Here is a 24,070-nt window from a genome sequence, read left to right on the forward strand (position 1 = left end):
GCAGGTCGCCGCAGCATAGCAAACGTCCTCCGGACCCGAAGGATGTGCAGGTCATACTGTCGTGCGCGAAACGGGGGTTGGCGTGTCGGTGACGGTCGGCGCGGGCGTCACATGGCGCCGATTCATCTTCAGCACCTGAATGTGCGCGAGAATGCAAAACAGCACGCAGAGCAGCGACCCGCCGAACAGCACCATTATTCCCCCATCCCAGCCCATGCGGTCGACGGCGATGCCAATCAGCGTCGTACCGGCGGTTGCGCCGACGATGTAGCTCATGAAGCCGCGAAGCCCGGTCATTGAACCCACGGCGAAGGAAGGGACGATTTCCATGCCTTGGACGCTGGCCAGAAACTGTGGGATGTAAATCAGGCAACCGATCATCGCGGTAAAAATGACCACCGATACGACGCTCGTGGCTTTCCAGTAGCCGACGATGCAGACGATGATCATCAGCGTCGAGATGATCGCCAGTGGCATGCGCTGGCCTTTGAAAAACGTGTCGGAAATCCAGCCCGCCAGCAGCGTGGACGGAATGGCGGCCCATTCGAACAGCAAGAACGCGACTGACATTTCGGCCATGGAGAAGTGTTTGTATTCCGTCAGATAAAGCGGCATCCAGGACACCATGCCGAAACGAATGACATACACGCAGGCATCCACCATCGCGGTGTACCAGGCGGATTTGTTCGGCAGCACGTACCGACGGAAGATCTGCCACGTGGACAATTCACGGCCGGGATGCGCTTCATCCCCCGGCAAGGGCTTACGTGCCGTGTGAACGGAAGGGTCCTCTTCAAGAGGGGTGAATCCTTCGGCGCGTGGGGAGTCCTTCCCAAGCACCAGAACCAGAGGGACAACCGCCAGGGCAAGCATGGCAGGCAACACATAGACTGCGTACTGCCAGCCGCCGACCCCGAAGAAAACGATGCCGGCGGTGATCACCGGCGCCACGATGCCTCCGCCGATGTTGTGCGAGATATTCCAGAGCGCCCCGACGCGTCCGCGCAGCCTTTTGGGAAACCAGTTCGCCATGGTGATGTAGGCCGGTGCTGCCCCGGTCCCCTGAAACAGGCCAAGTAAGGCCAGAAGGATGACGAACTCCCACAGGCCTGTGGTAAACACGAACGCGAGGTTGACCAATGCACAGCAAGCAAGGCCCACGGCAAGGTATTTCCTGGGACTGGCCTTATCGGCCAACGCACTCATGAAACCCTTGCTGAGTCCGTAGGAAATCAGCAGGACGCTGCTGAGCAAGCCGATTTGTGTGGACGTCAAACTTAGATGCTGTTTCAGATAAGGCGTCGACAGAGCAAAGTTGTTGCGGACGATGTAATAGGACATATAAGCGAGAAAGCACGAGGCCACCGCACTGATGCCATATTTCAGAAACGTTCTTCCGCCCGCTCGGTGTTGAGCATGTTCGCTGCGTTGTTTTTCTTGTAATAGAGAGATCATGTAAATGCCCCGACGTGTTATCGATGACTGTTGAGCGCTGTACGCATTACATTGATGGCCTGCGATACGCCATCCACCGGCTGCGCCCGGGTCTGATGACTGAGTTGCAAATCGGTGGAGCGCTTGAAGAACGCCAGCGTTCCCTGGGTGACACAGGGCGTGACATGCAACTCCTCCAGCGTTTCCACCACCTGTTGCACCTCGAAGTAGCGGCGTTCGCATGCATTCAAATGACTGACGATCCAGTTGCTCGCTGTCTTTTCAAACGGCGTATGCGTGACGGTGTGGACAATATCGGCCCAGAGCGCCTCATCAACCCCGGACTCGGTCGCGGCCAGCATCGTCTCGATGAGGATGGCCTCGATGCCCTTGGAAAAAACACTGCGCAACATTTTAAAGGTGGACGCCTGGCCCAGTGTCGGGCTGAAGAACCGGGTGTTCAAACCGGCACCGTTGAGGCGTTCACTGAGTTCGCTGGCCTGCGCGCCCCCCAGTAGAATCTTGGTGTCTGCGCCCGTTGCTCCCAGTGCACCTAATATCGCGCCCTCCACAAAGAGGGCTGCGGACGGCTGGATGATGTTGAAGATGGCCTGTTTGATCGAAGGCGAAGTGGAATTCAAGTCGACGTAGTACTGCCCTGGCCTCAACTGCTGTGCACTTCTTTGCGCAACGTTCAGCGCGGCCTGCGTCACCACGGTCGATAAGACAATGTCACAGTGTTTAAACAACGCCTCAAACCCCATGACCGTCACCGGCGTTGAGCCTATTCGATCTTTTAGTGTCTCCAACCCGCCTTCCTTTTCGGCCAGTACATCATGCACAACAACGCTGCATCCGTTTTCCGCCAGGCGTCGAGCAAAATGAGAAGCCACTTCACCGTAGCCGATAAAGCCCACATTAAGTTTCATACGTGTTCTCTTATTCAAAGTAAGACGGTGCGTCCTTCCCTAATTGCAGGGCATTTCGTTCGCGCGAGTTTTAGCGACTTAGTTCGATTATCTATCGCTAAGTGACTGGCAAAATACATGAACGATGTGGACGCGGGATCAAGGCTAATGTGAGGGGAGGAGGGGGTAAAGTGAATTGATTGGGGTATTAATCACCGATTTTTTGCGAGGTCCGCTCGCGCTGGGCGGATTTCTATCGCAACTTCTGACCATGGTGTGGACGGCTGAGTGGGCCAGTGTCCGAAAGAGGTCGATTGAACGCAGGCCGGGTGCGTCAGTGCCTGGCCTGCATGGGAACGTACGCCCTTCTAGAGCTCATCTTTCAACGTGATCAACCGCTCATCCGCCGGCACCGGCCGGCCAAAGAAGAAGCCCTGAAAGTGCGAGCAGCCTTCCGCTTGCAGCTGAAGCATCTGTTCGTGGGTTTCCACACCCTCCGCCGTAGTCTCGATCATCAGGCTGTTGCCCATGCCGGTGATCGCCCGAATGATCGCCAGCGCCTCTTTGTTCTCGGCCATGTCCTTGACGAACGAACGGTCGATCTTGATGCGGTCGAACGGGAAGGAACGCAGGTAACCGAGGGACGAATACCCGGTGCCGAAATCATCCAGCGAAATCGCCACGCCCAAGGCCTTGAGGGCGCGCAGGGTCGAGACGTTCTCGTCGCTGTCACCCAGCAGCACCGATTCGGTGATCTCCAGTTCGAGGCGTTCGGGCGCCAGGCCCGAGTCCGCCAGCGCGAGTTCGACGATGGCGATCAGCCCCGGGTTCTTGAACTGGATCGGTGACAGGTTCACCGACACCGTTTGCAGTGTGCCCCAGCCAGCGGCTTCCTGGCAGGCGAGGTTCAAGGCGCGGGTGCCGACTTCGTGGATCAGCCCGGTTTCCTCGGCCATCGGGATGAAGTCCATCGGTGGAATGATGCCCTTGATAGGGTGAATCCAGCGGATCAGCGCTTCGTAGCCGGAAATGTCCTGACCGTCCCGGCTGACGATGGGCTGGTAATGCATCTTCAACTGGCCGAAATGCAGCGCGGTTCGCAAGTCGGCTTCGAGGGTCCGGCGCTGGCGGGCGATCTCGTCCAGTTCCTGACGGAAACGCTCGAAACGGTTGCGACCATTGCGTTTGGCTTCGTACAGCGCCATGTCGGCGTAACCCATCAGTTGCTCGGGTTTGACGTGGTCTTCGGGCGACAGCGCGATGCCCACGCTGACGCCGACCGAGCAGCTGTGGCCGTCGATCAGGAACGGTGGCCGGATGGCCTGAATCATCCGTTGCGCCGCCAGTTCGGCCGCCTCTTGGGTGTCGAGCTCCGGCAGAATCACGGCGAATTCATCGCCGCCCAGGCGCGCGAGGGTGTCGCGGTCGCGCAACTCGGACCGCAGGCGTTCGCTGAGGGCGCGCAGCAGTTTGTCCCCGAACGCGTGGCCCAGCGCGTCGTTGACGTCCTTGAAATCGTCAAGGTCCAGGCACAGCGTGCCGGTAATTTTTCCTGAACCGGTCGGCCCGTTGGAGCGGGCCAGTGCTTCCTTCAAACGCTGCTGAAACAGCGTGCGATTGGGCAACCCGGTCAGCGCGTCGTGGTGGGCCATGTGGTGAATCTTGGCGTTGGCCGCCAGCTCATCGGTCACGTCTTCGGCCACGAACAGCACGTAATCAGAATGGCTTTCGGTGTCCTGATTGAGCACCGTGCGGCTGCGCAATGTGCGCAGCCCTTGTGCCGTGTGGACCTGCATCTCGGAGGTCCGGACCTCGCCCATCGCCAGGGTCTGGCTCATCTGCTGATTGATGTAATCCGCCACCTCCGGCCGCAGGCATTCACTGGCAAAACGACCGACCATTTTGGTGGCGGCGAACAACCGTTCCGCCTGCTGATTCACCAGCAGAATCTTGTGCGAGCGTACGTCCTGCACGATCACGCTGGCCGGAATGTTGGCGATCACCGAGTCGAGGAAGCGCGACAGCGTGGCCATCTCGGCGCTGCGCTTCTCCGCCAACTCCTTGGCTTCCAGCAATTGCAGCTCGGTCTTGCGGCGCTCGGTGATGTCCCGGGTGATCTTGGCGAAACCGATCATCTCGCCGTCGTCATCGTGGATGGCGTCGATCACGACGTGGGTCCAGAAGTGCGAACCGTCCTTGCGCTGACGAATGCCTTCCGCTTCGAACCGGCCCTCCCGGCGCGCGGTCTCCAGACCTTTGGACGGCAGACCGAGGGCGCGATCCTCCGGCGTGTAAAACACCGAAAAATGCTGGCCGACGATCTCATGCTCCAGATACCCCTTGGCCCGCTGGGCACCGGCGTTCCAATTCACCACGTTGCCGTCCAGGTCCAGCATGTAGATTGCGTAGTCACTGACGCCCTGGACCAGCAAACGGAAGCGCCGCTCCTGCTCGCGCTGCACCTGCAGCGCCTGATGCTGTTGGGTGCAATCGCGGGTAATCTTGGCGAAACCCAGCAGCTCGCCCACGTCATTGCGAACGGCGTCGATGATCACGTGGGCCCAGAACGCGCTGCCGTCCTTCTTCAACCGCCAACCCTGAGCCTCGAACCTCCCCTCAGTGCGGGCGATCCGCAGGTTCTGGCCCGGCAAATCAGCGCGTCGTTCGTCTTCGCTGTAAAACAACGAAAAATGCTGACCCACGATCTCCACCGCCGTGTACCCCTTCGCCCGCTGCGCCCCAGGGTTCCAGTTAGCCACGATGCCTTCCGGCGTCAGCATGTAAATCGCATAGTCCACGACGCTCTGAATCAGCAGTCGGTACATCGCGTCGGAATCCTGGAGTAACGGCATTCAAAGCACCTGAAAGGGTGGAAAAGCGTGAGGTGGCGGAGTATGGCGTGAAAGTGATGCAAAATCAGGTTGCTGTACAGGTATCGGCTGGGGCACAGCGGTGTTGAGGGCGCGAGAGCGGAGAAAGATGTAACAAAAACCCGCTATTCATATTCCGGTTCAGGTGTGCAGCGGCTTTGAGAGAGAGGCATAAAGCCCCCCATCCTTTTCCTGCGTTTCGGAAGTCAGGGTCAGGTGCCGGGCTGAGCGCCCGAAACAGAAGTGTGTCGTGAGTGGCCTGAGCTGTTCGCCCGCTTAGTAGAGGGTCAATGCGCGGCCCCACCCTTGACCCCACCCGGCAATTTTTTGGTCAGCATCACCGCCACCATGCTGATGCCCAGTGCCAATCCCACGAAATGGAACGCGTCGTTATAGGCCATGATCGCTGCCTGCTGATGGGCGATTTCGCTGAGTTTGCCCAGCGCTGCCGTTTCATTGCCCAGTCGGTCGGTGAGCTGTGCCATGCGTTCGGCGACTTGAGGGTTGGCGGGGGAGATCGACTCACGCAGGTAGTCGAAGTAGGTCTTGGTCCGGGCGTCCAGCAAGGTGGCGAGCAGCGCAATGCCGATGGCGCCGCCGAGGTTGCGCAGGATGTTGAACAGGCTCGATGCCGACCCCGCGTCCTGCGGCTGGATGAACGCGGTGGCGATCAGCGAGATGGTGACCATGATCAGCGGCTGCCCCAGCGCGCGGACGATCTGGATGTGGTTGAACTGCGGCCCGGCGAAGTCCGGGTTGAGCACCCCTGAAGAAAAACTGGCGATGCCGAACAGGCCGAAACCGAGGGTGCAGAGCACTTTGGGCGGGATGATCTTCATCAGTTGAGGAACGAGAGGGATCAGGAACAACTGCGGCACGCCCATCCACATGATCACTTCGCCGATTTGCTGCGCGTTGTAGCCCTGAATCTGCGCGAGGTACAGCGGCAGCAGGTAAATCGAGCCGTACAGTCCGACACCCATGCCGACGCTGGAAATGCTCGACAGGCCGAAGTTGCGGTTGCCGAGGATGCCCAGGTTGATCAGCGGCTTGGGTTTGGAGAACTGGATGATCACGAAGGTGATCAGGCTCAGCAACGCGACGCTGCCGAGGGTGACGATCAGGTTCGATTCCAGCCAGTCCTTGCGGTGGCCTTCTTCGAGGAACACTTGCAGGCAGCCCAGTCCGACCCCGAGGGTGACGATCCCCGCGTAGTCGGTGCTTTTGAGCAACTCCCAGTGCGGCGCCTTTTTCTCCAGGCCGTACAGCAGCCCGGCGATCATCACCAGCCCCGGTGGGATGTTGATGTAGAAAATGTATTCCCAGCCGAAATTTTCCGTCAGCCAACCGCCCAGTGTCGGGCCGATGGAAGGGGCGAAGGTCGCGGTCATGGCGAACAGCGCCATGCCTTTGGCCCGGTGATGTTCCGGGAGTTTGATCAGGGTCAGGGTAAATGCCAGTGGGATCAGCGCGCCGCCCGTGAAGCCTTGCAGCGCGCGGAACACGATCATGCTTTCCAGACTCCAGGCCATTGAGCACAGCAGCGATGAAATCAAAAAACCGAGCGACACCCACACCGCCAGCCTGCGTGCCGAGAGCAACTGCACCAACCACGCGGTCAGCGGGATCATGATGATTTCCGCCACCAGGTAGGACGTGGAAATCCACGAGCCTTCTTCCAGCGTGGCAGACAGCGCGCCCTGGATGTCTTTCAGCGAGGAATTGGTGATCTGGATGTCCAGCACCGCCATGAACGCGCCGAGCATCACGCTCATGACCGCGATCCAGTCGCGCCGGGTCGGTTCGCCGACCGGGCGAATCAGCGCGTCACCGGCCACTGTGTGGGTCGTTTGCCGGTTTGATATTGACCGAGACCGTCACCGACATGCCCGGACGAATCTTGCCGTGCAACGGGTTGTCGGGCACGAACGTCAGCTTCACCGGAATGCGCTGCACGACCTTGGTGAAGTTGCCGGTGGCGTTGTCAGGCGGCAGCAGACTGAACTGCGCGCCCGAGGCGGCGAACAGGCTGTTGACCCGGCCCTGAATCGGCGTGGCGGGGAAGCTGTCGAACGTCAGCTCGGCGGACTGGCCAATCTCCATGTGCTCGATCTGGGTTTCCTTGAAGTTGGCCTGCACCCAGATGTCTTCGTCCGGCACGACCGACAGCAGGTACGCCCCAGCTTGCACGTATTGGCCATTGCGCGCCGCCCGCTGACCGATCAGGCCGCTGATCGGCGCGTGAATTTCCGTGCGTTGCAGGTTGATGTCGGCTTGCGAAAGGTCGGCGCGGGCGGTGGCGATCTGCGCGTCCAGCCGTTTGATTTCAGCGGTCAGGGCGTTGACCTGCTGGCGCTGACTCTGGGCATCGGCTTGAGCTTTCGTGACCTGCGAACGGGCCACGTTGCTGTCGGCGGTCATGGTGGTGACCTGTGCCTCGGAGACGAATCCCGGCGTGCGCAATTTCTGCAACCGCGCGAGATCGAGCTGGGTGCGGCCCAGGGTCGCCTGATTGGCCTGGACTTGCGCGTCACTGGCGGCGATCAAGCTCGATTGCTGGGTCAATTTGCTCTGCGCCTGCACCCGCTCGGCTTCACGTGTGGCCAAAGTGGCTTTGGCGCGGTCGATGGCCAGACGAAAATCATCCGGCTCCAGCTTCACCAGCAACTGACCTTTCTCCACGTGCTGGTTGTCCTGCACCAACACCTCGCTGACCCGCGCGCCCAGCTGGCTGGACACCCGGGTGATCTCACCCTGCACGTAAGCGTTGTCGGTGGTTTCGTAAAAGCGTCCTTTCAAGTACCACTGGGCGAAGAAGGCGAGTGCGATCAGCACGACCACCCCGAAAAAGATGAACAGGCGGCGTTTGAGTTGGGCAGGCATGGTCGTTCTGAATTTTTAGAATGTAAGGAAATTTATCAGCTAACCGAGTCTGGCACCTAGCCATCGTTGCAATAATGACTCGAATTGATAATCGAGTATTCATTCCCTGGCGTAACGCCATGGCCTGACTATGCTGCATGCCCATCCCTCGAAATCCGCTCGCCTGCGCGCCGACGCTGGAGCCGCGAGGGCCGTGCCTGTTAAGATTCGCGGCTTGTTCGACCTATCCGGAATTTTCCATGACCACCGTTCGCACCCGCATCGCGCCATCGCCCACCGGCGACCCCCACGTTGGCACGGCTTACATCGCACTCTTCAACTATTGCTTTGCCAAGCAACATGGCGGCGAATTCATCCTGCGCATTGAAGACACCGATCAGCTGCGCTCGACCCGCGAGTCCGAACAACAGATTTTCGACGCCCTGCGCTGGCTCGGCATCGAGTGGAGCGAAGGCCCGGACGTCGGAGGTCCTCACGGCCCGTATCGCCAGAGCGAGCGGGGCGACATCTATAAGAAATACACCCAGCAACTGGTCGATGCCGGTCATGCCTTCCCATGCTTCTGCACCGCCGAAGAGCTGGATCAGATGCGTGCCGAGCAGATGGCCCGTGGCGAAACCCCGCGTTACGACGGTCGTGCGCTGCTGCTTTCCAAGGAGGAAGTCGAGCGCCGTCTGGCCGCAGGCGAACCCCATGTCATCCGCATGAAAGTGCCGAGCGAAGGCGTGTGCGTGGTGCCGGACATCTTGCGCGGCGAAGTCGAAATTCCGTGGGACCGCATGGACATGCAGGTCCTGATGAAGACCGACGGGCTGCCGACTTACTTCCTCGCCAACGTCGTCGATGACCACCTGATGGGCATCACCCACGTGCTGCGCGGCGAAGAATGGTTGCCATCGGCGCCAAAACTGATCCTGCTGTATGAATACTTCGGCTGGGAAAAACCGGCGCTGTGTTACATGCCGCTCCTGCGTAACCCGGACAAGAGCAAGCTGTCCAAGCGCAAGAACCCGACCTCGGTGACGTTCTACGAGCGCATGGGCTTCATGCCCGAAGCGATGCTCAACTACCTGGGCCGCATGGGCTGGTCGATGCCGGATGAGCGCGAGAAGTTCTCGCTGCAGGAAATGGTCGAGCACTTCGACCTGAACCGCGTCTCGCTCGGCGGGCCGATTTTCGACATCGAGAAACTGTCCTGGCTCAACGGCCAGTGGCTGCGCGAGCTGCCGGTCGAAGAATTTGCCGCCCGCGTGCAGAAGTGGGCGTTCAACAGCGACTACATGATGAAGATCGCGCCCCACGTGCAGGGACGCGTCGAAACCTTCAGCCAGGTTGCGCCGCTGGGAGGATTTTTCTTTGCCGGTGGTGTGAACCCGGACCCGAAGCTGTTCGAGCACAAGAAGCTGTCGCCTGAGCAAGTGCGTCAGGTGCTGCAACTGATCCTCTGGAAGCTTGAGTCGCTGCGTCAGTGGGAAAAGGACACCATCACCGGCTGCATTCAGGCGGTGGTCGAACATTTGGAGCTCAAGCTGCGTGATGCCATGCCGCTGATGTTTGCGGCCATTACCGGTCAGGCGAACTCGGTCTCGGTGACCGATGCGATGGAAATCCTCGGCCCGGACCTGACTCGCTACCGTCTGCGTCAGGCGCTGGACCTGCTGGGCGGCGTGTCGAAGAAAGAAAACAAAGAGTGGGAAAAGCTGCTCGGCGCCATTGGCTGAGGGGCACTCTGTCGTTGCGTGCCGCTTGAGTGCGGCATGCAGCGAGCGAAAGGTCGAGGTTTTCCGGGGGAGGGCGGTAAGTGATTGTTATCCCGGAAAATTCTTTTGAAATATGTTTAAAAAAAGTTTGACAGGTATTCGGGTCGCACTTAATATGCGCCCCGTCCACACGGCAACACAGAAACACGGCGGCAACGCAGTGTGATGTGACGGTGTAATGTGGGGCTATAGCTCAGCTGGGAGAGCGCCTGCATGGCATGCAGGAGGTCAGCGGTTCGATCCCGCTTAGCTCCACCAATTTAGAAGCTTCAAGGTCGGCTACACTGCCTTGGAGTTTGTACCGCAAATCGGAACCAGCACCGATCAGGTACACAAAGGGTTACGTCCCCTTCGTCTAGTGGCCTAGGACACCGCCCTTTCACGGCGGTAACAGGGGTTCGAGTCCCCTAGGGGACGCCAGCTTTACCGAGTGATGCCGCAAGGTTGATCTCCGCCGCGAGGCGCTAAATCTGGGGCTATAGCTCAGCTGGGAGAGCGCCTGCATGGCATGCAGGAGGTCAGCGGTTCGATCCCGCTTAGCTCCACCAAATTTGCCAGGATTCGTTAGTGTTTAATGACGGATTCGACTGAAGGTTTTGCGTCCCCTTCGTCTAGTGGCCTAGGACACCGCCCTTTCACGGCGGTAACAGGGGTTCGAGTCCCCTAGGGGACGCCACGATTTCTCGCTCTGCGAGACCAAGGGTCATTCGATTATTGAATGGCCCTTTTGTTTTTTTAGGGTTTCATTTTCCTTTCCTCGATCTCCTGATTCGGACACTGCTACTAAACCTGTGGGAGCGAATTCATCCGCGAATCAGCATTTCAGAAGATGCATTCCCATCGGATGTACAGCCCTCTCGCGAATGAATTCGCTCCTACAGGTTTGGGCTCAGCGCATGGCGCCCTTGCCATCCCCCATGATGCGGATAATATTACTCCCATCATCCCGGAGGCGGACATGAACGACAAAAAAGCACAAACTCGCGAACGCATTCTCAACGCGGCCAGTTCGGCGTTGATTGCTCGCGGCCCTGTGGAGCCCAGCGTCAATGAGATCATGGGCGCGGCCGGGTTGACGGTAGGCGGGTTCTACGCGCATTTCGACAGTAAGGAAGCCTTGATGCTGGAGGCGTTCAACCAATTGCTCGCCGAGCGCCGGGAGATGGTCGCGAAAATTGACGATCAGTTGCCAGGCGACGAGCGACGCGCCTTGCTTGCCGCTTTTTATCTGTCTCGCAAACACCGTGACGCCGAAGAGCACGCCTGTCCGCTGCCCACTGCAATTGGTGAGATGGCGCGGCTTTCGGACGATTTCCGGGGCGCGCTGTCGGAACACGTCGAGTTGATGGTCGCGCAGTTGGCCTCAGGTCCGGAAGAAACCGACAAGACCCTGGCCGATATCGCGCTGATGCTCGGCGGTCTGGCGCTGGCCCGCGCCTTGGGGCCGAATGAACTGTCTGATCGCGTCTTGCGCGCTGCCAAGTCGGCCATGCAGTGAGGCGTTCCTGACAGACGCGAACCCTCTCTGATGCTTTTGGTTACACTGCCCCACGAATGCATTCATGAGGGGCAAGAACGCGCATGGTTTGGGATCTGGCAACGCCGTTCGTCATCGATCTGCACGTGAACGAGGACGACATCGATGGATTGGGGCACGCCAACAACGCCGTCTACGTCACTTGGCTGGAGCGTTGCGCGTGGCGCCATTCGCAACAGTTGGGATTGGACCTGACCGAGTACCGACGTCTGGACCGGGCGATGGCCGTGGTTCGGCACGAAATCGACTACCTGGCCAGCGCTTATCAGGATGACGAGCTGCAATTGGCGACCTGGATCGTCGATTGGGATCAGAAACTGAAGATGACCCGGCGCTTTCAACTCAAGCGACCAAGTGATGGCATCACGCTGCTGCGGGCGCAAACCACGTTCGTCTGCATCGAACTCTCGACCGGCAAACCGAAGCGGATGCCGAGCGAGTTCATCGAGGGCTACGCGCCCGCGCTGCCGGCAGACGTTTCCTGACGCGCGGCCCGTTCACAATCGGCACGCCTCTGCGTAAACTGCCGGACTTTTTTTCGAGTGTGACCCATGCAAATTGCTCTGGCACCCATGGAAGGCCTGGTCGATGACATTCTGCGCGATGTGCTGACGCAGGTCGGCGGTATCGACTGGTGCGTGACCGAATTCATCCGGGTGACCGAGCGTCTGTTGCCTGAGCATTACTTTCACAAACTCGCCTCCGAGTTGCTCAATGGCTCGAAGACCCGCGCGGGCGTGCCGTTGCGGGTGCAGTTGCTCGGCTCTGATCCCGTGTGCCTGGCCGAGAATGCCGCGTTTGCCGCCGAGTTGGGCGCGCCGGTCATCGACCTGAACTTCGGTTGCCCCGCCAAGACGGTGAACAAATCCCGAGGTGGCGCGGTGCTGCTGAAAGAGCCTGAATTGCTGCACTCGATCCTCGAACACGTGCGCCGTGCCGTGCCTGCGCACATTCCGGTGACTGCGAAGATGCGCCTGGGTTACGACAGCACCGAGCCCGCACTGGATTGCGCGCGGGCGTTGGAGGCAGGCGGCGCCGAGCACATCGTGGTTCACGCACGGACCAAGGTGGACGGCTACAAGCCGCCTGCGCATTGGGAGTGGATCGGCAAGATTCAGGACGTGGTAAAGATCCCAATCATTGCCAACGGCGAAATCTGGACCGTGGACGACTGGCGCCGTTGCCGGGAAATCTGTGGCGCCCGCGACATCATGATCGGTCGCGGCCTGGTGGCCCGTCCGGACCTTGGCCGTCAGATCGCGGCGGCGGAGGCAGGGCGGGAAGTCGTCGAGATGACCTGGCAGGAACTGCAACCCTTGATTCGCGACTTCTGGCTGCAAGCGCTGGCCAAGATGACCCGTGTTCAGGCGCCGGGCCGTCTGAAGCAATGGGTGGTGTTGCTGACCAAGAGCTACCCCGAAGCGACGGTGATGTTTGATTCGCTGCGGCGTGAGACTGATTGCGAGCGGATCAGCCAAATGCTGGGTGTGACCGAATCGGCCGCGGCCTGACAAAATTTTCCATAGCGACTCTTGAAACAGAAGTGACTGTCCTTATCTAAGGGTTACGCGATGCCGAAGTCGGGTCGCGGAGACAAACACTTGCTGATATTTCAGGAGATTCACATGACTACCGCATTTTCTCTGGCTCCACTGTTCCGTTCTTCCGTGGGCTTTGACCGTTTCAACGACCTGTTCGAGTCGGCGGCCCGTAACGAATCGGCCAGCACTTACCCTCCCTATAACGTCGAGAAGCACGCTGACGACCAGTACCGCATCGTCATCGCGGCGGCCGGTTTTCAGGAAGAAGACCTGGAGTTGCAGGTTGAGAAGGGTGTGCTGACCGTTACCGGCAGCAAGCGCGACAAGGCTGCTGAAGGCGTGACCTTCCTGCACCAGGGCATCGCCCAGCGCGCGTTCAAGCTGTCGTTCCGTCTGGCCGATCACATCGAAGTGCAGAACGCTGCACTGGCCAACGGCCTGCTGAACATCGACCTGCTGCGTCTGGTGCCTGAAGAGGCCAAGCCAAAACGCATCCAGATCAACGGACAGAAAACCCTGGCGCATTGATTCGCAGTCGATAGCAAAAAGGCGTCCTTCGGGACGCCTTTTTTGGTGGCCCTGCATCTGTCTCCCACAGGTCATGCATCAGCCAAGGGAATCGGGGCTGTTTCATTGGTTCGTCCACGTAACAACGCCTCGAACCGCTCCAGAACCAGCGGCTCGCTGAACAGAAACCCTTGGTAAAACTGGCAATTCAACTGCGCCAGGAAGTCCAGTTGCTCCTGCTTTTCCACGCCTTCGGCAATGATCGCCAGATTGAGGCTCGCGGCCATGGCGATGATGGCGCGGACGATTTCGGCGTCATTGGGGTCAGTAGTGGCGTCGCGAACAAAGGACTGGTCGATTTTCAGCGCGTCCACCGGCAGGCGCTTCAGGTACGTCAATGACGAATACCCGGTGCCGAAATCGTCCATCGCGAAACTGATGCCCATGCCCTTGAGTTCCAGCATCTTGGCGATGGTGTCTTCGAGGTTCTGAATGACGATGCCTTCGGTGATTTCCAGCTTGAGCATGCGATGGGGCAGGCCGCAGGTGCGCAGGCAGCGCTCGACCCGGTCGACAAAGTCCGCCTGACGAAACTGCCGGGGGCTGATGTTCACGCACAGGCTGAAATCGGTGCCGTCGATCAACCCCTTGCGCAGCAGTTCGCCGCCGGTCTTGCAGGCTTCTTCCAGAATCCAGTTGCCCACCTCCAGGATCATCCCGCTTTCTTCCATGACCTGAATGAACTGCTGCGGCGGCAGGTTTCCCAAACTCGGGTGCTGCCAGCGCAACAGGGCTTCGGCGCCGACGATGCGGTTGCCACGAATGTCCACCTGAGGCTGATAGCTGAGGCTGAACTCGCCTCGGCTCAGGGCCAGGCGCAGATCGTTTTCCAGGCGCAAGCGATCACTGGCGGCTTTCTGCATGGTGGTGTGAAAAAGCTGCGTGGCGTTGCGCCCGGAATCCTTCGCCCGGTACAGCGCAATGTCGGCGCGTTTAAGCAGATCGGCCGGGGTCGAGCCGTGATCGGGAATCAACGCGACGCCGATGCTGGGCGTGACTTGCAGCCGATGGCCGTCAAGAAACATTGGCTCGGCCAGCAGTTCGCGCAAGGTGTCCGCCAGCCCGCGCACTTGATCGATGACCTGCTCCTGCGAGCCTTCCAGGCCGCTGATCAGCACCACGAACTCATCGCCGCCCAGGCGCGCAACCGTGTCTTCCAACCGCACACTGGCTTCGAGCCGTGCGGTGACGATCTTCAGCACGCTGTCGCCGACCGGATGGCCGAGGGAGTCATTGATGTGTTTGAAATGGTCCAGGTCCAGAAAGAGCAGGGCGCCGCGCAGGTCATGGCGCTTGAGCAAAGAAATCTGCTGGCTCAGGCGGTCCATCAACAGCGCGCGGTTGGGCAGGTTGGTCAGCGAGTCATGGTAGGCCAGGTGCTGAACCTGCGCCTGAGTGCTCTTGAGCAAACCAATGTCCCGGGCGGTGATCAGTAGGCATTGCATGCCGTCGAGCGTCAGCGGATCGATCGACACGTCAACCGTGATGATGTCGCCGTTCTTGTTGCGGCCGAGCAACTCGCGGTTGTGCACCTTGCCGTGTTCTTCCACGTCTTGGATCAGGCGCATGCGCTGGCTGATGTCGGCCATGATGACGAACTCGAACACCGTGTGGCCCAGTACTTCGCTGGCGCTGTAACCGGTCAGGCGGCAGAAGCCGTCGTTGACCTCCAGATACCGCCCGGTGGCCTTCTCGGTGATGATGATGGCGTCGGGGCTGGAGTGAAACGCCTTGGCGAACTTTTCCTCGCTGGCTTTCAGCGCCAGTTGGGCACGACGGTGCTCGGTGTTGTCGATGAAGGTGCTGAGCAGGTAGCGGCCGTCGGTCAGCTCGATCTTTTGCGTGTGCAGCGTGCCGTCGAGGATACGACCGTCCCGAGCGTGCCATTGGGTTTCCAGGGTCACCGGTTCGCTGGAGGCAAAGGTTTTGTCGAGTGCTGTCTGACGGTGCTGCGGCTCGGCCCAGAGACCGATGTCGAGGGTCGAGCGGCCCATGCAATCCGCCATCGGCCAGCCAAACGCTGACTCGAAATGGCGATTGGCGTTGCAGATCAGGCCGTCTTCGAACCGCGTCAACAGCACCACATTGGGGCTCAGGTTGAACAGCGTTGCGAAATGCGTTTCCGACTCCTTCGCCGTCAGGGCCAGGCCGGTCGTGTGAAACGGTGCGCTGTCGGCGGTTGTGGGCATGTGATCACGAGCCTTGTAGGAATAAAGCTGGTATGTCGATCAATGAGCATCACTGCCCAGGAGCGTCCGCCTGAGCATCCAGCAGCGCCATGAACGCCCGGGCGGCGTTCGACAGCGTGCGTTCCGTGTGGACAATGTAGCCTAGCTGGCGGTGCAGCTGTATGCCCGGCAGCGGAATACGCGCAACTTGTTCGTCGAGCATGGTTCGGGGGAGCACACTCCATGCCAGCCCGATGGACACCATCATCTTGATCGTCTCCATATAATTGGTGCTCATGGCGATGTTCGGCTTGAGGCCTTCCGCCTCGCACAACCCGCTGACGATGTGATGGGTGAAGGTATTGCCGCCGGGAAAGACTGCGGGATACGCCGCGATGTCGGCCAGTGTCACAGTGGGCATGTTGGCCAGCGGGTGTTCCGGAGCGGCGACGAAGTCCAGCGGATCGTTCCAGACTTGCACGGCCTTGACCAGCGAATGGGGTTCCGGGGCGAGGGTGATGACGGCCAGTTCGGCACGGCCGTGAAGAATCTCATCGTAGGCGACCTCGGAGTCGAGAAATTCGATGTCCAGCGCCACCTCGGGATAGGTGCGGGTGAAGGTCCTTAATAAGGAAGGCAGGCGGTGCAGGCCGATGTGGTGGCTGGTCGCCAGACTCAACCGGCCGCTGACTTCTCCGGTCAGGTTGGTCAGGGCGCGACGTGTGTCGTCCAGCACGTTCAGGATCTGATAAGCCCGAGGCAGCAGGGCGCGACCGGCTTCCGTCAGGCTGACTTCCCGGCCCAACCGGTCGAACAGGCGGACATTGAGCTGCTGTTCCAGACCGGCGATGCGCTTGCTGACCGCCGGTTGCGTCAGGTGCAAACGCTCCCCGGCGGCGGAGAAGCTCCCTGTTTCGGCAATGGCAATAAATGCATTGAGGTTTGCCAGGTCCATCTCGAATTCCTGTTGGTTATCCAAAGCATGAAAAATATGAATTTGAGTTATTTAAGCATATTCCATAGCATCTACCCCACAAGCCAAGGGGTCTTTGATGCGTCGCCGTGACGCAATGGCCCGCGGCATAGAAACAAGCTGATGAGGAAACCGTCTGATGGCCGGCAAAACGCTCTACGACAAGCTCTGGGATTCGCATTTGGTCAAGCAGCGCGACGATGGTTCGGCGCTGCTGTATATCGATCGTCACATCATTCACGAAGTGACGTCGCCACAGGCATTCGAGGGCTTGCGCCTGGCGGGTCGCAAACCATGGCGCATCGACGCCAACGTCGCGACCGTTGACCACAACGTGCCGACCACCCCGGACCGCAAGGACGGCGTTGACGCCATCGTCGATCAGGTGTCGCGTCTTCAGGTCAAGACCCTGGATGACAACTGCGACGAATACGGCATCACCGAATTCAAAATGAACGACGTGCGTCAGGGCATCGTTCACGTGATCGGCCCGGAGCAGGGCGCCACCTTGCCTGGCATGACCGTGGTCTGTGGCGACTCCCACACTTCGACCCACGGCGCGTTCGGCGCACTGGCTCACGGCATCGGCACCTCCGAGGTCGAGCACGTGCTCGCCACCCAGTGCCTGGTCGCCAAGAAAATGAAAAACATGCAGGTGAAGGTCGAAGGCAAACTGCCGTTCGGCGTCACCGCGAAGGACATCGTCCTTGCGGTCATCGGCAAGATCGGCACCGCCGGCGGTAACGGCCACGCCATCGAATTCGCGGGCAGCGCCATTCGCGACCTGTCCGTCGAAGGCCGCATGACCATCTGCAACATGTCCATCGAGGCAGGCGCCCGCGTCGGTCTGGTGGCCACAGACGAAAAGACCATTGCCTATGTCAAAGGTCGCCCGTTCGCACCGACTGCCGAGCAATGGGATGCTGCCGTCGAGGCGTGGAAAGACCTGGTATCGGACGACGACGCGGTGTTCGACACCGTGGTCGAGCTGGACGCTGCGCAGATCAAGCCGCAAGTCAGCTGGGGCACCTCGCCGGAAATGGTCCTCGCGGTCGATCAGAATGTGCCTGATCCGGCGCAGGAAACCGATCTGGTCAAGCGCGGTTCCATCGAGCGCGCGCTGAAATACATGGGCCTGAAGGCCAATCAGGCGATCACCGACATTCAGCTGGATCGTGTGTTCATCGGTTCCTGCACCAACTCGCGGATCGAAGATTTGCGCGCCGCAGCCGACATCGCCAAAGGCCGCAAAGTGGCGTCCACCATCAAGCAGGCGATCGTGGTGCCAGGCTCGGGTCTGGTGAAAGCCCAGGCTGAGAAGGAAGGGCTGGACAAGGTCTTCATCGAGGCCGGCTTCGAATGGCGTGAGCCTGGGTGCTCCATGTGTCTGGCGATGAACCCGGACCGCCTGGAGAGCGGCGAGCATTGCGCGTCCACCTCCAACCGTAACTTCGAAGGCCGTCAGGGTGCGGGTGGTCGTACCCACCTGGTGAGCCCGGCGATGGCAGCTGCTGCAGCGGTCAATGGCCGTTTCGTCGACGTTCGCACCCTGAGCCAGCACTAAGGAGCCCCGCATGAAGCCTTTTACTCAACACACCGGGTTGGTCGCTCCGCTGGACCGCGCCAACGTCGACACTGACCAGATCATCCCCAAGCAGTTCTTGAAGTCGATCCGTCGCACCGGCTTCGGTCCGAACCTGTTCGACGAGTGGCGTTATCTGGACGTGGGTCAGCCGTACCAGGACAACTCCAAGCGTCCGCTGAACAAGGATTTCGTCCTCAACCACGACCGTTACCAAGGCGCCAGCGTGTTGCTGGCCCGTGAGAACTTCGGCTGCGGTTCGAGCCGCGAGCACGCGCCATGGGCCCTGGAAGAGTACGGTTTTCGCAGCATCATCGCGCCGAGCTACGCCGACATCTTCTTCAACAACAGCTTCAAGAACGGCCTGTTGCCAATCATCCTGAGCGAAAGCGAAGTCGATGAACTGTTCAAGGCCGTGGAAGCCAAGCCGGGCTACCAGTTGAAAGTGGACCTCGCCGCGCAGACCGTTACGGCGGAAAGTGGCAAGGTGTACAACTTCGAGATCGACGCCTTTCGCAAGCACTGCCTGCTGAACGGCCTGGACGACATCGGCCTGACGCTGGTGGACGGCGATGCGATTGCTGCGTTCGAAGGCAAGCACCGCGCCTCGCAGCCTTGGCTGTTCCGTTAAGAAGCAGCTGCGAGCTGTAAGCTTCAAGCGACAAGCTGGACGTGGCGCGACTGCTTTTTCTTGCAGCTTGCAGCTCGAAACTTGTCGCTCCTGAGTCGGCCCCGCAGCAGGGGCCGACCGCCATTTTGAAACGAGGGTTCTATGAGCAAGCAGATTCTGATTCTCCCCGGTGACGGCATTGGTCCTGAAATCATGACCGAAGCGGTCAAGGTGCTGGAGCTCGCCAACGAGAAGTATCAGCTGGGTTTCGAACTGAGCCACGACGTCATCGGTGGCGCTGCCATCGACAAGCACGGCGTGCCACTGGCCGACGAAACGCTGGATCGTGCACGTGCGGCCGACGCTGTGCTGCTGGGCGCTGTGGGCGGCCCAAAATGGGACGCCATCGAGCGTGACATTCGCCCGGAGCGCGGCCTGCTGAAAATCCGTTCGCAACTGGGTCTGTTTGCCAACCTGCGTCCTGCGATCCTCTACCCGCAACTGGCCGACGCTTCCAGCCTCAAGCCGGAAATCGTCGCAGGCCTGGACATTCTCATCGTTCGCGAGCTGACCGGTGGTATCTACTTCGGCGCGCCACGGGGCACCCGCGAGCTGGAAAACGGCGAGCGCCAGTCTTACGATACGCTGCCGTACAGCGAGAGCGAGATCCGCCGTATCGCCCGTGTCGGTTTCGACATGGCCCGCGTGCGTGGCAAGAAGCTGTGTTCAGTGGACAAGGCCAACGTTCTGGCCTCCAGCCAGCTGTGGCGCGAAGTGGTCGAGCAAGTGGCCAAGGATTACCCGGACGTCGAGCTGAGCCACATGTACGTGGACAACGCCGCGATGCAACTGGTCCGCGCACCGAAGCAGTTCGACGTGATGGTCACCGACAACATGTTCGGCGACATCCTGTCCGACGAAGCGTCGATGCTCACCGGCTCTATCGGCATGCTGCCGTCGGCCTCGCTGGATTCGAATAACAAGGGTATGTACGAGCCTTGCCACGGTTCGGCACCGGATATTGCGGGCAAGGACGTTGCCAACCCGCTGGCGACCATCCTTTCGGTGTCGATGATGCTGCGTTACAGCTTCAACGAACACACGGCGGCGGACGCTATCGAGAAGGCCGTGAGTCTGGTCCTCGACCAAGGCCTGCGCACCGGTGACATCTGGTCCGAAGGCAATGCCAAAGTCGGTACGCAGGAAATGGGTGACGCCGTAGTCGCCGCGCTGCGCAATCTGTAATATCTCGGGCCCGCTTCTGCAAGATCGAGTCGAAGAGACTCTCGAACAGAGCAGGGCCCCACTTTTAATGAAGGTGTAGTTGCGATGAAACGTGTAGGTCTGGTCGGTTGGCGCGGCATGGTGGGTTCCGTGCTCATGCAGCGAATGCTGGAAGAGCAGGATTTCGATCTCATTGAGCCGGTTTTTTTCACCACCTCCAACGTCGGCGGACAGGGTCCGTCGGTGGGCAAGGACATCGCGCCGTTGAAGGATGCGTACAGCATCGACGAGCTCAAGACCCTTGACGTGGTGCTGACCTGCCAGGGCGGCGACTACACCAACGAGGTGTTCCCGAAGCTGCGCGAAGCGGGCTGGCAGGGTTACTGGATCGACGCGGCTTCGTCCCTGCGCATGCAGGACGACGCGGTGATCATCCTCGACCCGGTCAACCGCAAGGTCATCGACCAGCAGCTGGACGCGGGCACCAAGAACTACATTGGTGGCAACTGCACCGTCAGCCTGATGCTGATGGGGCTGGGCGGTCTGTTCGAGGCCGGTCTGGTCGAGTGGATGAACGTGATGACCTATCAGGCGGCCTCGGGCGCCGGCGCGCAGAACATGCGTGAGCTGATCAAGCAGATGGGCACCATCAACGCAGCGGTCGCCGACGATTTGGCGAACCCTGCCAGCGCGATTCTGGACATCGACCGCAAAGTGGCCGAGGCCATGCGCAGCGACGCGTTCCCGACCGAGAACTTCGGCGTGCCACTGGCGGGTAGCTTGATCCCGTGGATCGACAAGGAACTGCCGAACGGCCAGAGCCGTGAAGAGTGGAAAGGGCAGGCAGAGACCAACAAGATTCTGGGTCGCTTCAACCGTCCAATCCCGGTCGATGGCATCTGCGTGCGCATCGGTGCGATGCGTTGCCACAGCCAGGCGCTGACCATCAAGCTGAACAAGGACGTGCCGATTGCCGACATCGAAGGCATGATCAGCCAGCACAACCCGTGGGTGAAGCTGGTGCCGAACACCCGTGAGGCAAGCATTCAGGAGCTGAGCCCGACGTCGGTGACCGGAACTCTGAACATTCCGGTGGGCCGTCTGCGCAAGCTGAACATGGGTTCGCAGTACCTGGGTGCGTTTACCGTGGGCGACCAACTGCTGTGGGGCGCGGCCGAGCCGCTGCGTCGCATGCTCCGGATTCTGCTGGAGCGTTGATCCGGCGTTTTTGCCAGACATGAAAAAACCGCCTATTGGGGCGGTTTTTTTATGGGTTCTTGCAGAGGTTCGAATGTGAGGGGCATACCCGTTATGGGACGAATCGTGCATAAGAGTCATGGCCGATTGAATACCCCCTGTGGGAGCGAATTCATTCGCGAATCGATGGGGCAGACGATGCATCCCTATCGCCTGGACTATCGTTCGCGAATGAATTCGCTCCCACAGGGTGTCTCCGGTGTATGCGCCTTCAAACTCCCTCAACCGGCGGATCATCCTTGCGCCGACGCATCAGCGTCCGGTGCTTCCAATGCTTGCCAAACCGGATTCCCGGCGCTTCGATGTAGCAGTGTGTGAGCATCGAGACCACGACCACCGCCACCACCACAAAGAGCATCAGCAAGTTATCGTTCAGCGCACTGCCGGTACTCAAATACCGCACTATCGTCCCTGTCGCTTCACTTGGCTTGTCCACCAGTAACCCATACCCGCTGAATTTCGCCACGACGGTCAGCACAGTCGCCAGCACGAAAATCACTGCCGCGTGGGTCAGGTAAATCGACAGCCACAATTTCCCCAGCGCCGGAAATGGCCTGAACGAGAGTGCTCGTGAGATGAGGCCCGCTTCAAACGCGAAGATCAGGATCGCCAGGCAGAACAGCAGCCCCAGTTCAATGGTCAGCGGCAGCTCGCCCTCGGTCATCACCCAGTAAATAGCGCCTAATACCGCCACTTCCAGCAGCGTCGCAATCACCGGGCCCGGCATCCAATCCCGCACCCGTGCGTAAATGCGGTACGTGATCGCCCCGGCAAAGAAACAGGAAATGCCCCACAACACATTGTGCGGAATCGGACCGAAGTCCTTGTACAGCGCGATAAACGCCAACACGCACAGCAACGTGATCAGCTTGCGTGCGAGGCGGGGGAGTGCGAACAGAATCAGCGCGAAGATCATCCAGACGTAGAACTCGACGCTGATGAACCACGACGGGTAGTTGAACGACAGTGCGTTAAACCCCGGCCACCATGCCTGAATCAACAGCAGGTTTGGCAGGATTTCCCCTGGCGCACGGTCACCGCTGAAGGCCGGGTAGTTCAACGACAACCCGCGTCGTTCAAGCACCCATTTCAAGCATTCGAAGCCGATGAAAAACAACAGCACCGCGACATGCATCGGCACCACCCGACAGGCGCGGGTCACCATGAATTCGCCTACATGGCGGGGCGTGTGCAGGTGGTCGCTGTAGCGCCGGTAGATCAGAAACCCGCTGAGAGCGAAGAAAAATCCCACGAACTGGCTGACATTTCGGAAGAACGTCAGCTCGGTGATGCTGCGTTCGATGTGCGAGTGATGGACGATAAAAGCCAATGCGCAGAGGCCGCGAAAGCTGTCGAGCACGAGGAAACGCTTCATCTGACGGGTCCTTTTGTAGATGAGTGTAGAAGGTAGACGGCAATGCGGGCAGCGCAGGCGTAGCGCGTCCGGACCCCGGAAACGGGGGAGGCAAAAAACAAACGGGGAAGTTACCACCTCGGCGCGAACGGCCGATGAGCGGGGCGACGAATACGGGAGTCAATCCCGCGAAGTCGGCAGTATGCCCCAGTCGTTGGGGACCGCACCAGACCGCTCGGCTCGGCAGGATCAACATTCGTCGCCAAACGTACTGAGGTTTTTTAATCCCACAATATGGGACTGTAATTTACATATTGAGATAATCCCGTTTTGAGGTTTATAGTTCGCTTCGCATTCACTCATTAATAACAATCAGGTGAAGCCATGCAGGCGCAATTGATCGCGCTCGATTGGGGAACGACGTCCCTTCGTGCGTATCGACTCGGCGAACACGGCCGGGTCCTGGAACATCGCTCGCTCAGCGCGGGCATCATGCAATTGCCGTCCGAGCCTCGGCCGATCGCAGGGCAACTGAGCAGTGACGGCTTCGAACTGGCCTTCGACGAAGCCTGTGGCGACTGGCTCGACGCTGAACCCCATTTGCCCGTGATCGCGTGCGGCATGGTCGGCAGCGCTCAGGGTTGGCGCGAGGCGGTGTATCAGGAAACGCCCGCCAGCGTCGGGGCCTTGAGCGATGCGTTGGTGACCGTTCGCAGTGCGCGCGGGGTCGACGTCCACATCGTGCCGGGGGTTTTGCAGCGCTCGGCCCTGCCCAACGTCATGCGTGGCGAAGAAACCCAGGTCCTTGGCATTCTCGACTCCCTCCCTGCCGCCGACGCCCGCCAATCGTTGTTGATCGGCCTGCCTGGCAGCCACTCGAAGTGGGTGAGGGCGGTGGACGGCTGCATTGTGCATTTCGACACGTTCATGACCGGCGAGGTCTATGCCGCGCTGTCTGCTCACACCATCCTGGGTCGCACGATGCAGCGCAGCGAGGCGTTCGATGTCGCTGCCTTTGATCGCGGGGTGGCCGTATCGCTCTCGCCCGAAGGCGCTGCGGGGCCACTGTCCACCATCTTCAGCACGCGGACCCTGGGTCTGACCGGTGCACTCGGTGGCGCTTCACAACCCGATTACCTCTCCGGCCTGCTCATCGGCCACGAAATTGTTGCCTTGACGCACCTGCTGAAACACACCGAAACCCCGTTGCCCTCGGTGATTCTGATCGGCAGCGGCGCGTTGCTCGAACGCTATCAACGTGCGCTGGACGCCAACGGCTTCCCCCACGTGACCTTCGCTGAACAGGCCACCGAACGTGGTCTGTGGCAGGTTGCGGTGCAAGCCGGTCTGACGACTTCTCTTTCTACGGCCGCTCCCCGGCCCCTCCACGTCGAGAACTGAC

17 protein-coding genes, 4 tRNA genes and 1 pseudogene are annotated in these 24,070 nt (G+C 60.0%); 14 read left to right on the forward strand and 8 right to left on the reverse strand.

What is annotated here, in order from left to right:
• Positions 1 to 51: 51 nt before the first annotated feature.
• The 5 genes from ACWKWE_RS12865 to ACWKWE_RS12885 all read right to left on the reverse strand — a co-directional run bounded on the left by ACWKWE_RS12865 (position 52) and on the right by ACWKWE_RS12885 (position 8,095).
• Positions 52 to 1,455, reverse strand: coding sequence for an MFS transporter (locus ACWKWE_RS12865; protein WP_483850729.1), 1,404 nt, complete (start codon positions 1,453 to 1,455; stop codon positions 52 to 54).
• Between the two features lie 17 nt (positions 1,456 to 1,472).
• Positions 1,473 to 2,363 (reverse strand): NAD(P)-dependent oxidoreductase, encoded by an 891-nt coding sequence (locus ACWKWE_RS12870; protein WP_483850730.1) that lies wholly within the window; start codon positions 2,361 to 2,363, stop codon positions 1,473 to 1,475.
• A gap of 347 nt (positions 2,364 to 2,710) precedes the next feature.
• Positions 2,711 to 5,194, reverse strand: coding sequence for a sensor domain-containing protein (locus tag ACWKWE_RS12875; RefSeq protein ID WP_483850731.1), 2,484 nt, complete (start codon positions 5,192 to 5,194; stop codon positions 2,711 to 2,713).
• Between the two features lie 305 nt (positions 5,195 to 5,499).
• Positions 5,500 to 7,050 carry an MDR family MFS transporter gene (locus ACWKWE_RS12880; protein WP_483850732.1) on the reverse strand — a complete coding sequence of 517 codons (1,551 nt, stop codon included), beginning with the start codon at positions 7,048 to 7,050 and terminating at the stop codon, positions 5,500 to 5,502.
• A complete protein-coding gene (locus tag ACWKWE_RS12885; RefSeq protein WP_483850733.1) occupies positions 7,040 to 8,095 on the reverse strand; it encodes an HlyD family secretion protein in 1,056 nt (351 codons plus the stop codon). The genes ACWKWE_RS12880 and ACWKWE_RS12885 overlap by 11 nt, the downstream gene beginning before the upstream one ends.
• 239 nt (positions 8,096 to 8,334) lie before the next feature.
• Between ACWKWE_RS12885 and gltX the strand changes: the two genes are divergently transcribed.
• The 9 genes from gltX (at position 8,335) to ACWKWE_RS12930 (ending at position 13,461) form a co-directional block, all read left to right on the forward strand.
• Positions 8,335 to 9,816: a glutamate--tRNA ligase gene (gene gltX, locus ACWKWE_RS12890; protein ID WP_166598337.1), complete on the forward strand. Its 1,482-nt coding sequence runs from the start codon at positions 8,335 to 8,337 to the stop codon at positions 9,814 to 9,816.
• 221 nt (positions 9,817 to 10,037) lie between these two features.
• A tRNA-Ala gene (locus ACWKWE_RS12895) sits at positions 10,038 to 10,113 on the forward strand.
• A gap of 86 nt (positions 10,114 to 10,199) precedes the next feature.
• Positions 10,200 to 10,275, forward strand: a tRNA-Glu gene (locus ACWKWE_RS12900).
• Between the two features lie 52 nt (positions 10,276 to 10,327).
• Positions 10,328 to 10,403 (forward strand) — tRNA-Ala (locus ACWKWE_RS12905).
• Between the two features lie 52 nt (positions 10,404 to 10,455).
• Positions 10,456 to 10,531 (forward strand) — tRNA-Glu (locus ACWKWE_RS12910).
• A gap of 282 nt (positions 10,532 to 10,813) precedes the next feature.
• Positions 10,814 to 11,353 (forward strand): TetR/AcrR family transcriptional regulator, encoded by a 540-nt coding sequence (locus tag ACWKWE_RS12915; RefSeq protein ID WP_483850734.1) that lies wholly within the window; start codon positions 10,814 to 10,816, stop codon positions 11,351 to 11,353.
• Between the two features lie 83 nt (positions 11,354 to 11,436).
• Positions 11,437 to 11,877 (forward strand): acyl-CoA thioesterase, encoded by a 441-nt coding sequence (locus ACWKWE_RS12920; protein ID WP_341958801.1) that lies wholly within the window; start codon positions 11,437 to 11,439, stop codon positions 11,875 to 11,877.
• Between the two features lie 66 nt (positions 11,878 to 11,943).
• Positions 11,944 to 12,903 carry a tRNA dihydrouridine synthase gene (locus ACWKWE_RS12925; RefSeq protein WP_166598510.1) on the forward strand — a complete coding sequence of 320 codons (960 nt, stop codon included), beginning with the start codon at positions 11,944 to 11,946 and terminating at the stop codon, positions 12,901 to 12,903.
• Between the two features lie 114 nt (positions 12,904 to 13,017).
• Positions 13,018 to 13,461 carry an Hsp20 family protein gene (locus ACWKWE_RS12930; RefSeq protein ID WP_166598511.1) on the forward strand — a complete coding sequence of 148 codons (444 nt, stop codon included), beginning with the start codon at positions 13,018 to 13,020 and terminating at the stop codon, positions 13,459 to 13,461.
• A gap of 71 nt (positions 13,462 to 13,532) precedes the next feature.
• Here the strand turns inward: ACWKWE_RS12930 and ACWKWE_RS12935 are convergent.
• Both ACWKWE_RS12935 and ACWKWE_RS12940 read right to left on the reverse strand, forming a co-directional pair.
• Positions 13,533 to 15,641, reverse strand: a pseudogene (locus tag ACWKWE_RS12935) (putative bifunctional diguanylate cyclase/phosphodiesterase); the annotation flags it as partial.
• Positions 15,642 to 15,738: 97 nt separating this feature from the next.
• A complete protein-coding gene (locus ACWKWE_RS12940) occupies positions 15,739 to 16,623 on the reverse strand; it encodes a LysR family transcriptional regulator (RefSeq protein ID WP_166598513.1) in 885 nt (294 codons plus the stop codon).
• Between the two features lie 157 nt (positions 16,624 to 16,780).
• Between ACWKWE_RS12940 and leuC the strand changes: the two genes are divergently transcribed.
• The 4 genes from leuC (at position 16,781) to asd (ending at position 21,275) form a co-directional block, all read left to right on the forward strand.
• Positions 16,781 to 18,205, forward strand: coding sequence for a 3-isopropylmalate dehydratase large subunit (gene leuC, locus ACWKWE_RS12945; protein ID WP_166598514.1), 1,425 nt, complete (start codon positions 16,781 to 16,783; stop codon positions 18,203 to 18,205).
• Between the two features lie 10 nt (positions 18,206 to 18,215).
• Entirely contained in the window at positions 18,216 to 18,854 is a 639-nt protein-coding gene (gene leuD / locus ACWKWE_RS12950) for a 3-isopropylmalate dehydratase small subunit (protein ID WP_483850735.1), read from the forward strand.
• A 141-nt stretch (positions 18,855 to 18,995) separates the two neighbouring features.
• Positions 18,996 to 20,078, forward strand: a complete 1,083-nt coding sequence (leuB, locus tag ACWKWE_RS12955) for a 3-isopropylmalate dehydrogenase (protein ID WP_483850736.1) — start codon at positions 18,996 to 18,998, stop codon at positions 20,076 to 20,078.
• 84 nt (positions 20,079 to 20,162) lie between these two features.
• Positions 20,163 to 21,275 carry an aspartate-semialdehyde dehydrogenase gene (gene asd, locus ACWKWE_RS12960; protein WP_341958796.1) on the forward strand — a complete coding sequence of 371 codons (1,113 nt, stop codon included), beginning with the start codon at positions 20,163 to 20,165 and terminating at the stop codon, positions 21,273 to 21,275.
• Between the two features lie 250 nt (positions 21,276 to 21,525).
• Here asd and ACWKWE_RS12965 read toward each other — a convergent pair whose 3' ends face one another.
• Positions 21,526 to 22,689 (reverse strand): acyltransferase family protein, encoded by a 1,164-nt coding sequence (locus ACWKWE_RS12965; RefSeq protein WP_483850737.1) that lies wholly within the window; start codon positions 22,687 to 22,689, stop codon positions 21,526 to 21,528.
• Between the two features lie 363 nt (positions 22,690 to 23,052).
• On the opposite strand from ACWKWE_RS12965, the gene ACWKWE_RS12970 reads away from it, so the two are divergent.
• Positions 23,053 to 24,069 (forward strand): 2-dehydro-3-deoxygalactonokinase, encoded by a 1,017-nt coding sequence (locus ACWKWE_RS12970; RefSeq protein ID WP_483850738.1) that lies wholly within the window; start codon positions 23,053 to 23,055, stop codon positions 24,067 to 24,069.
• Position 24,070 lies beyond the last annotated feature (1 nt).

This window comes from Pseudomonas salicis (assembly GCF_057128705.1).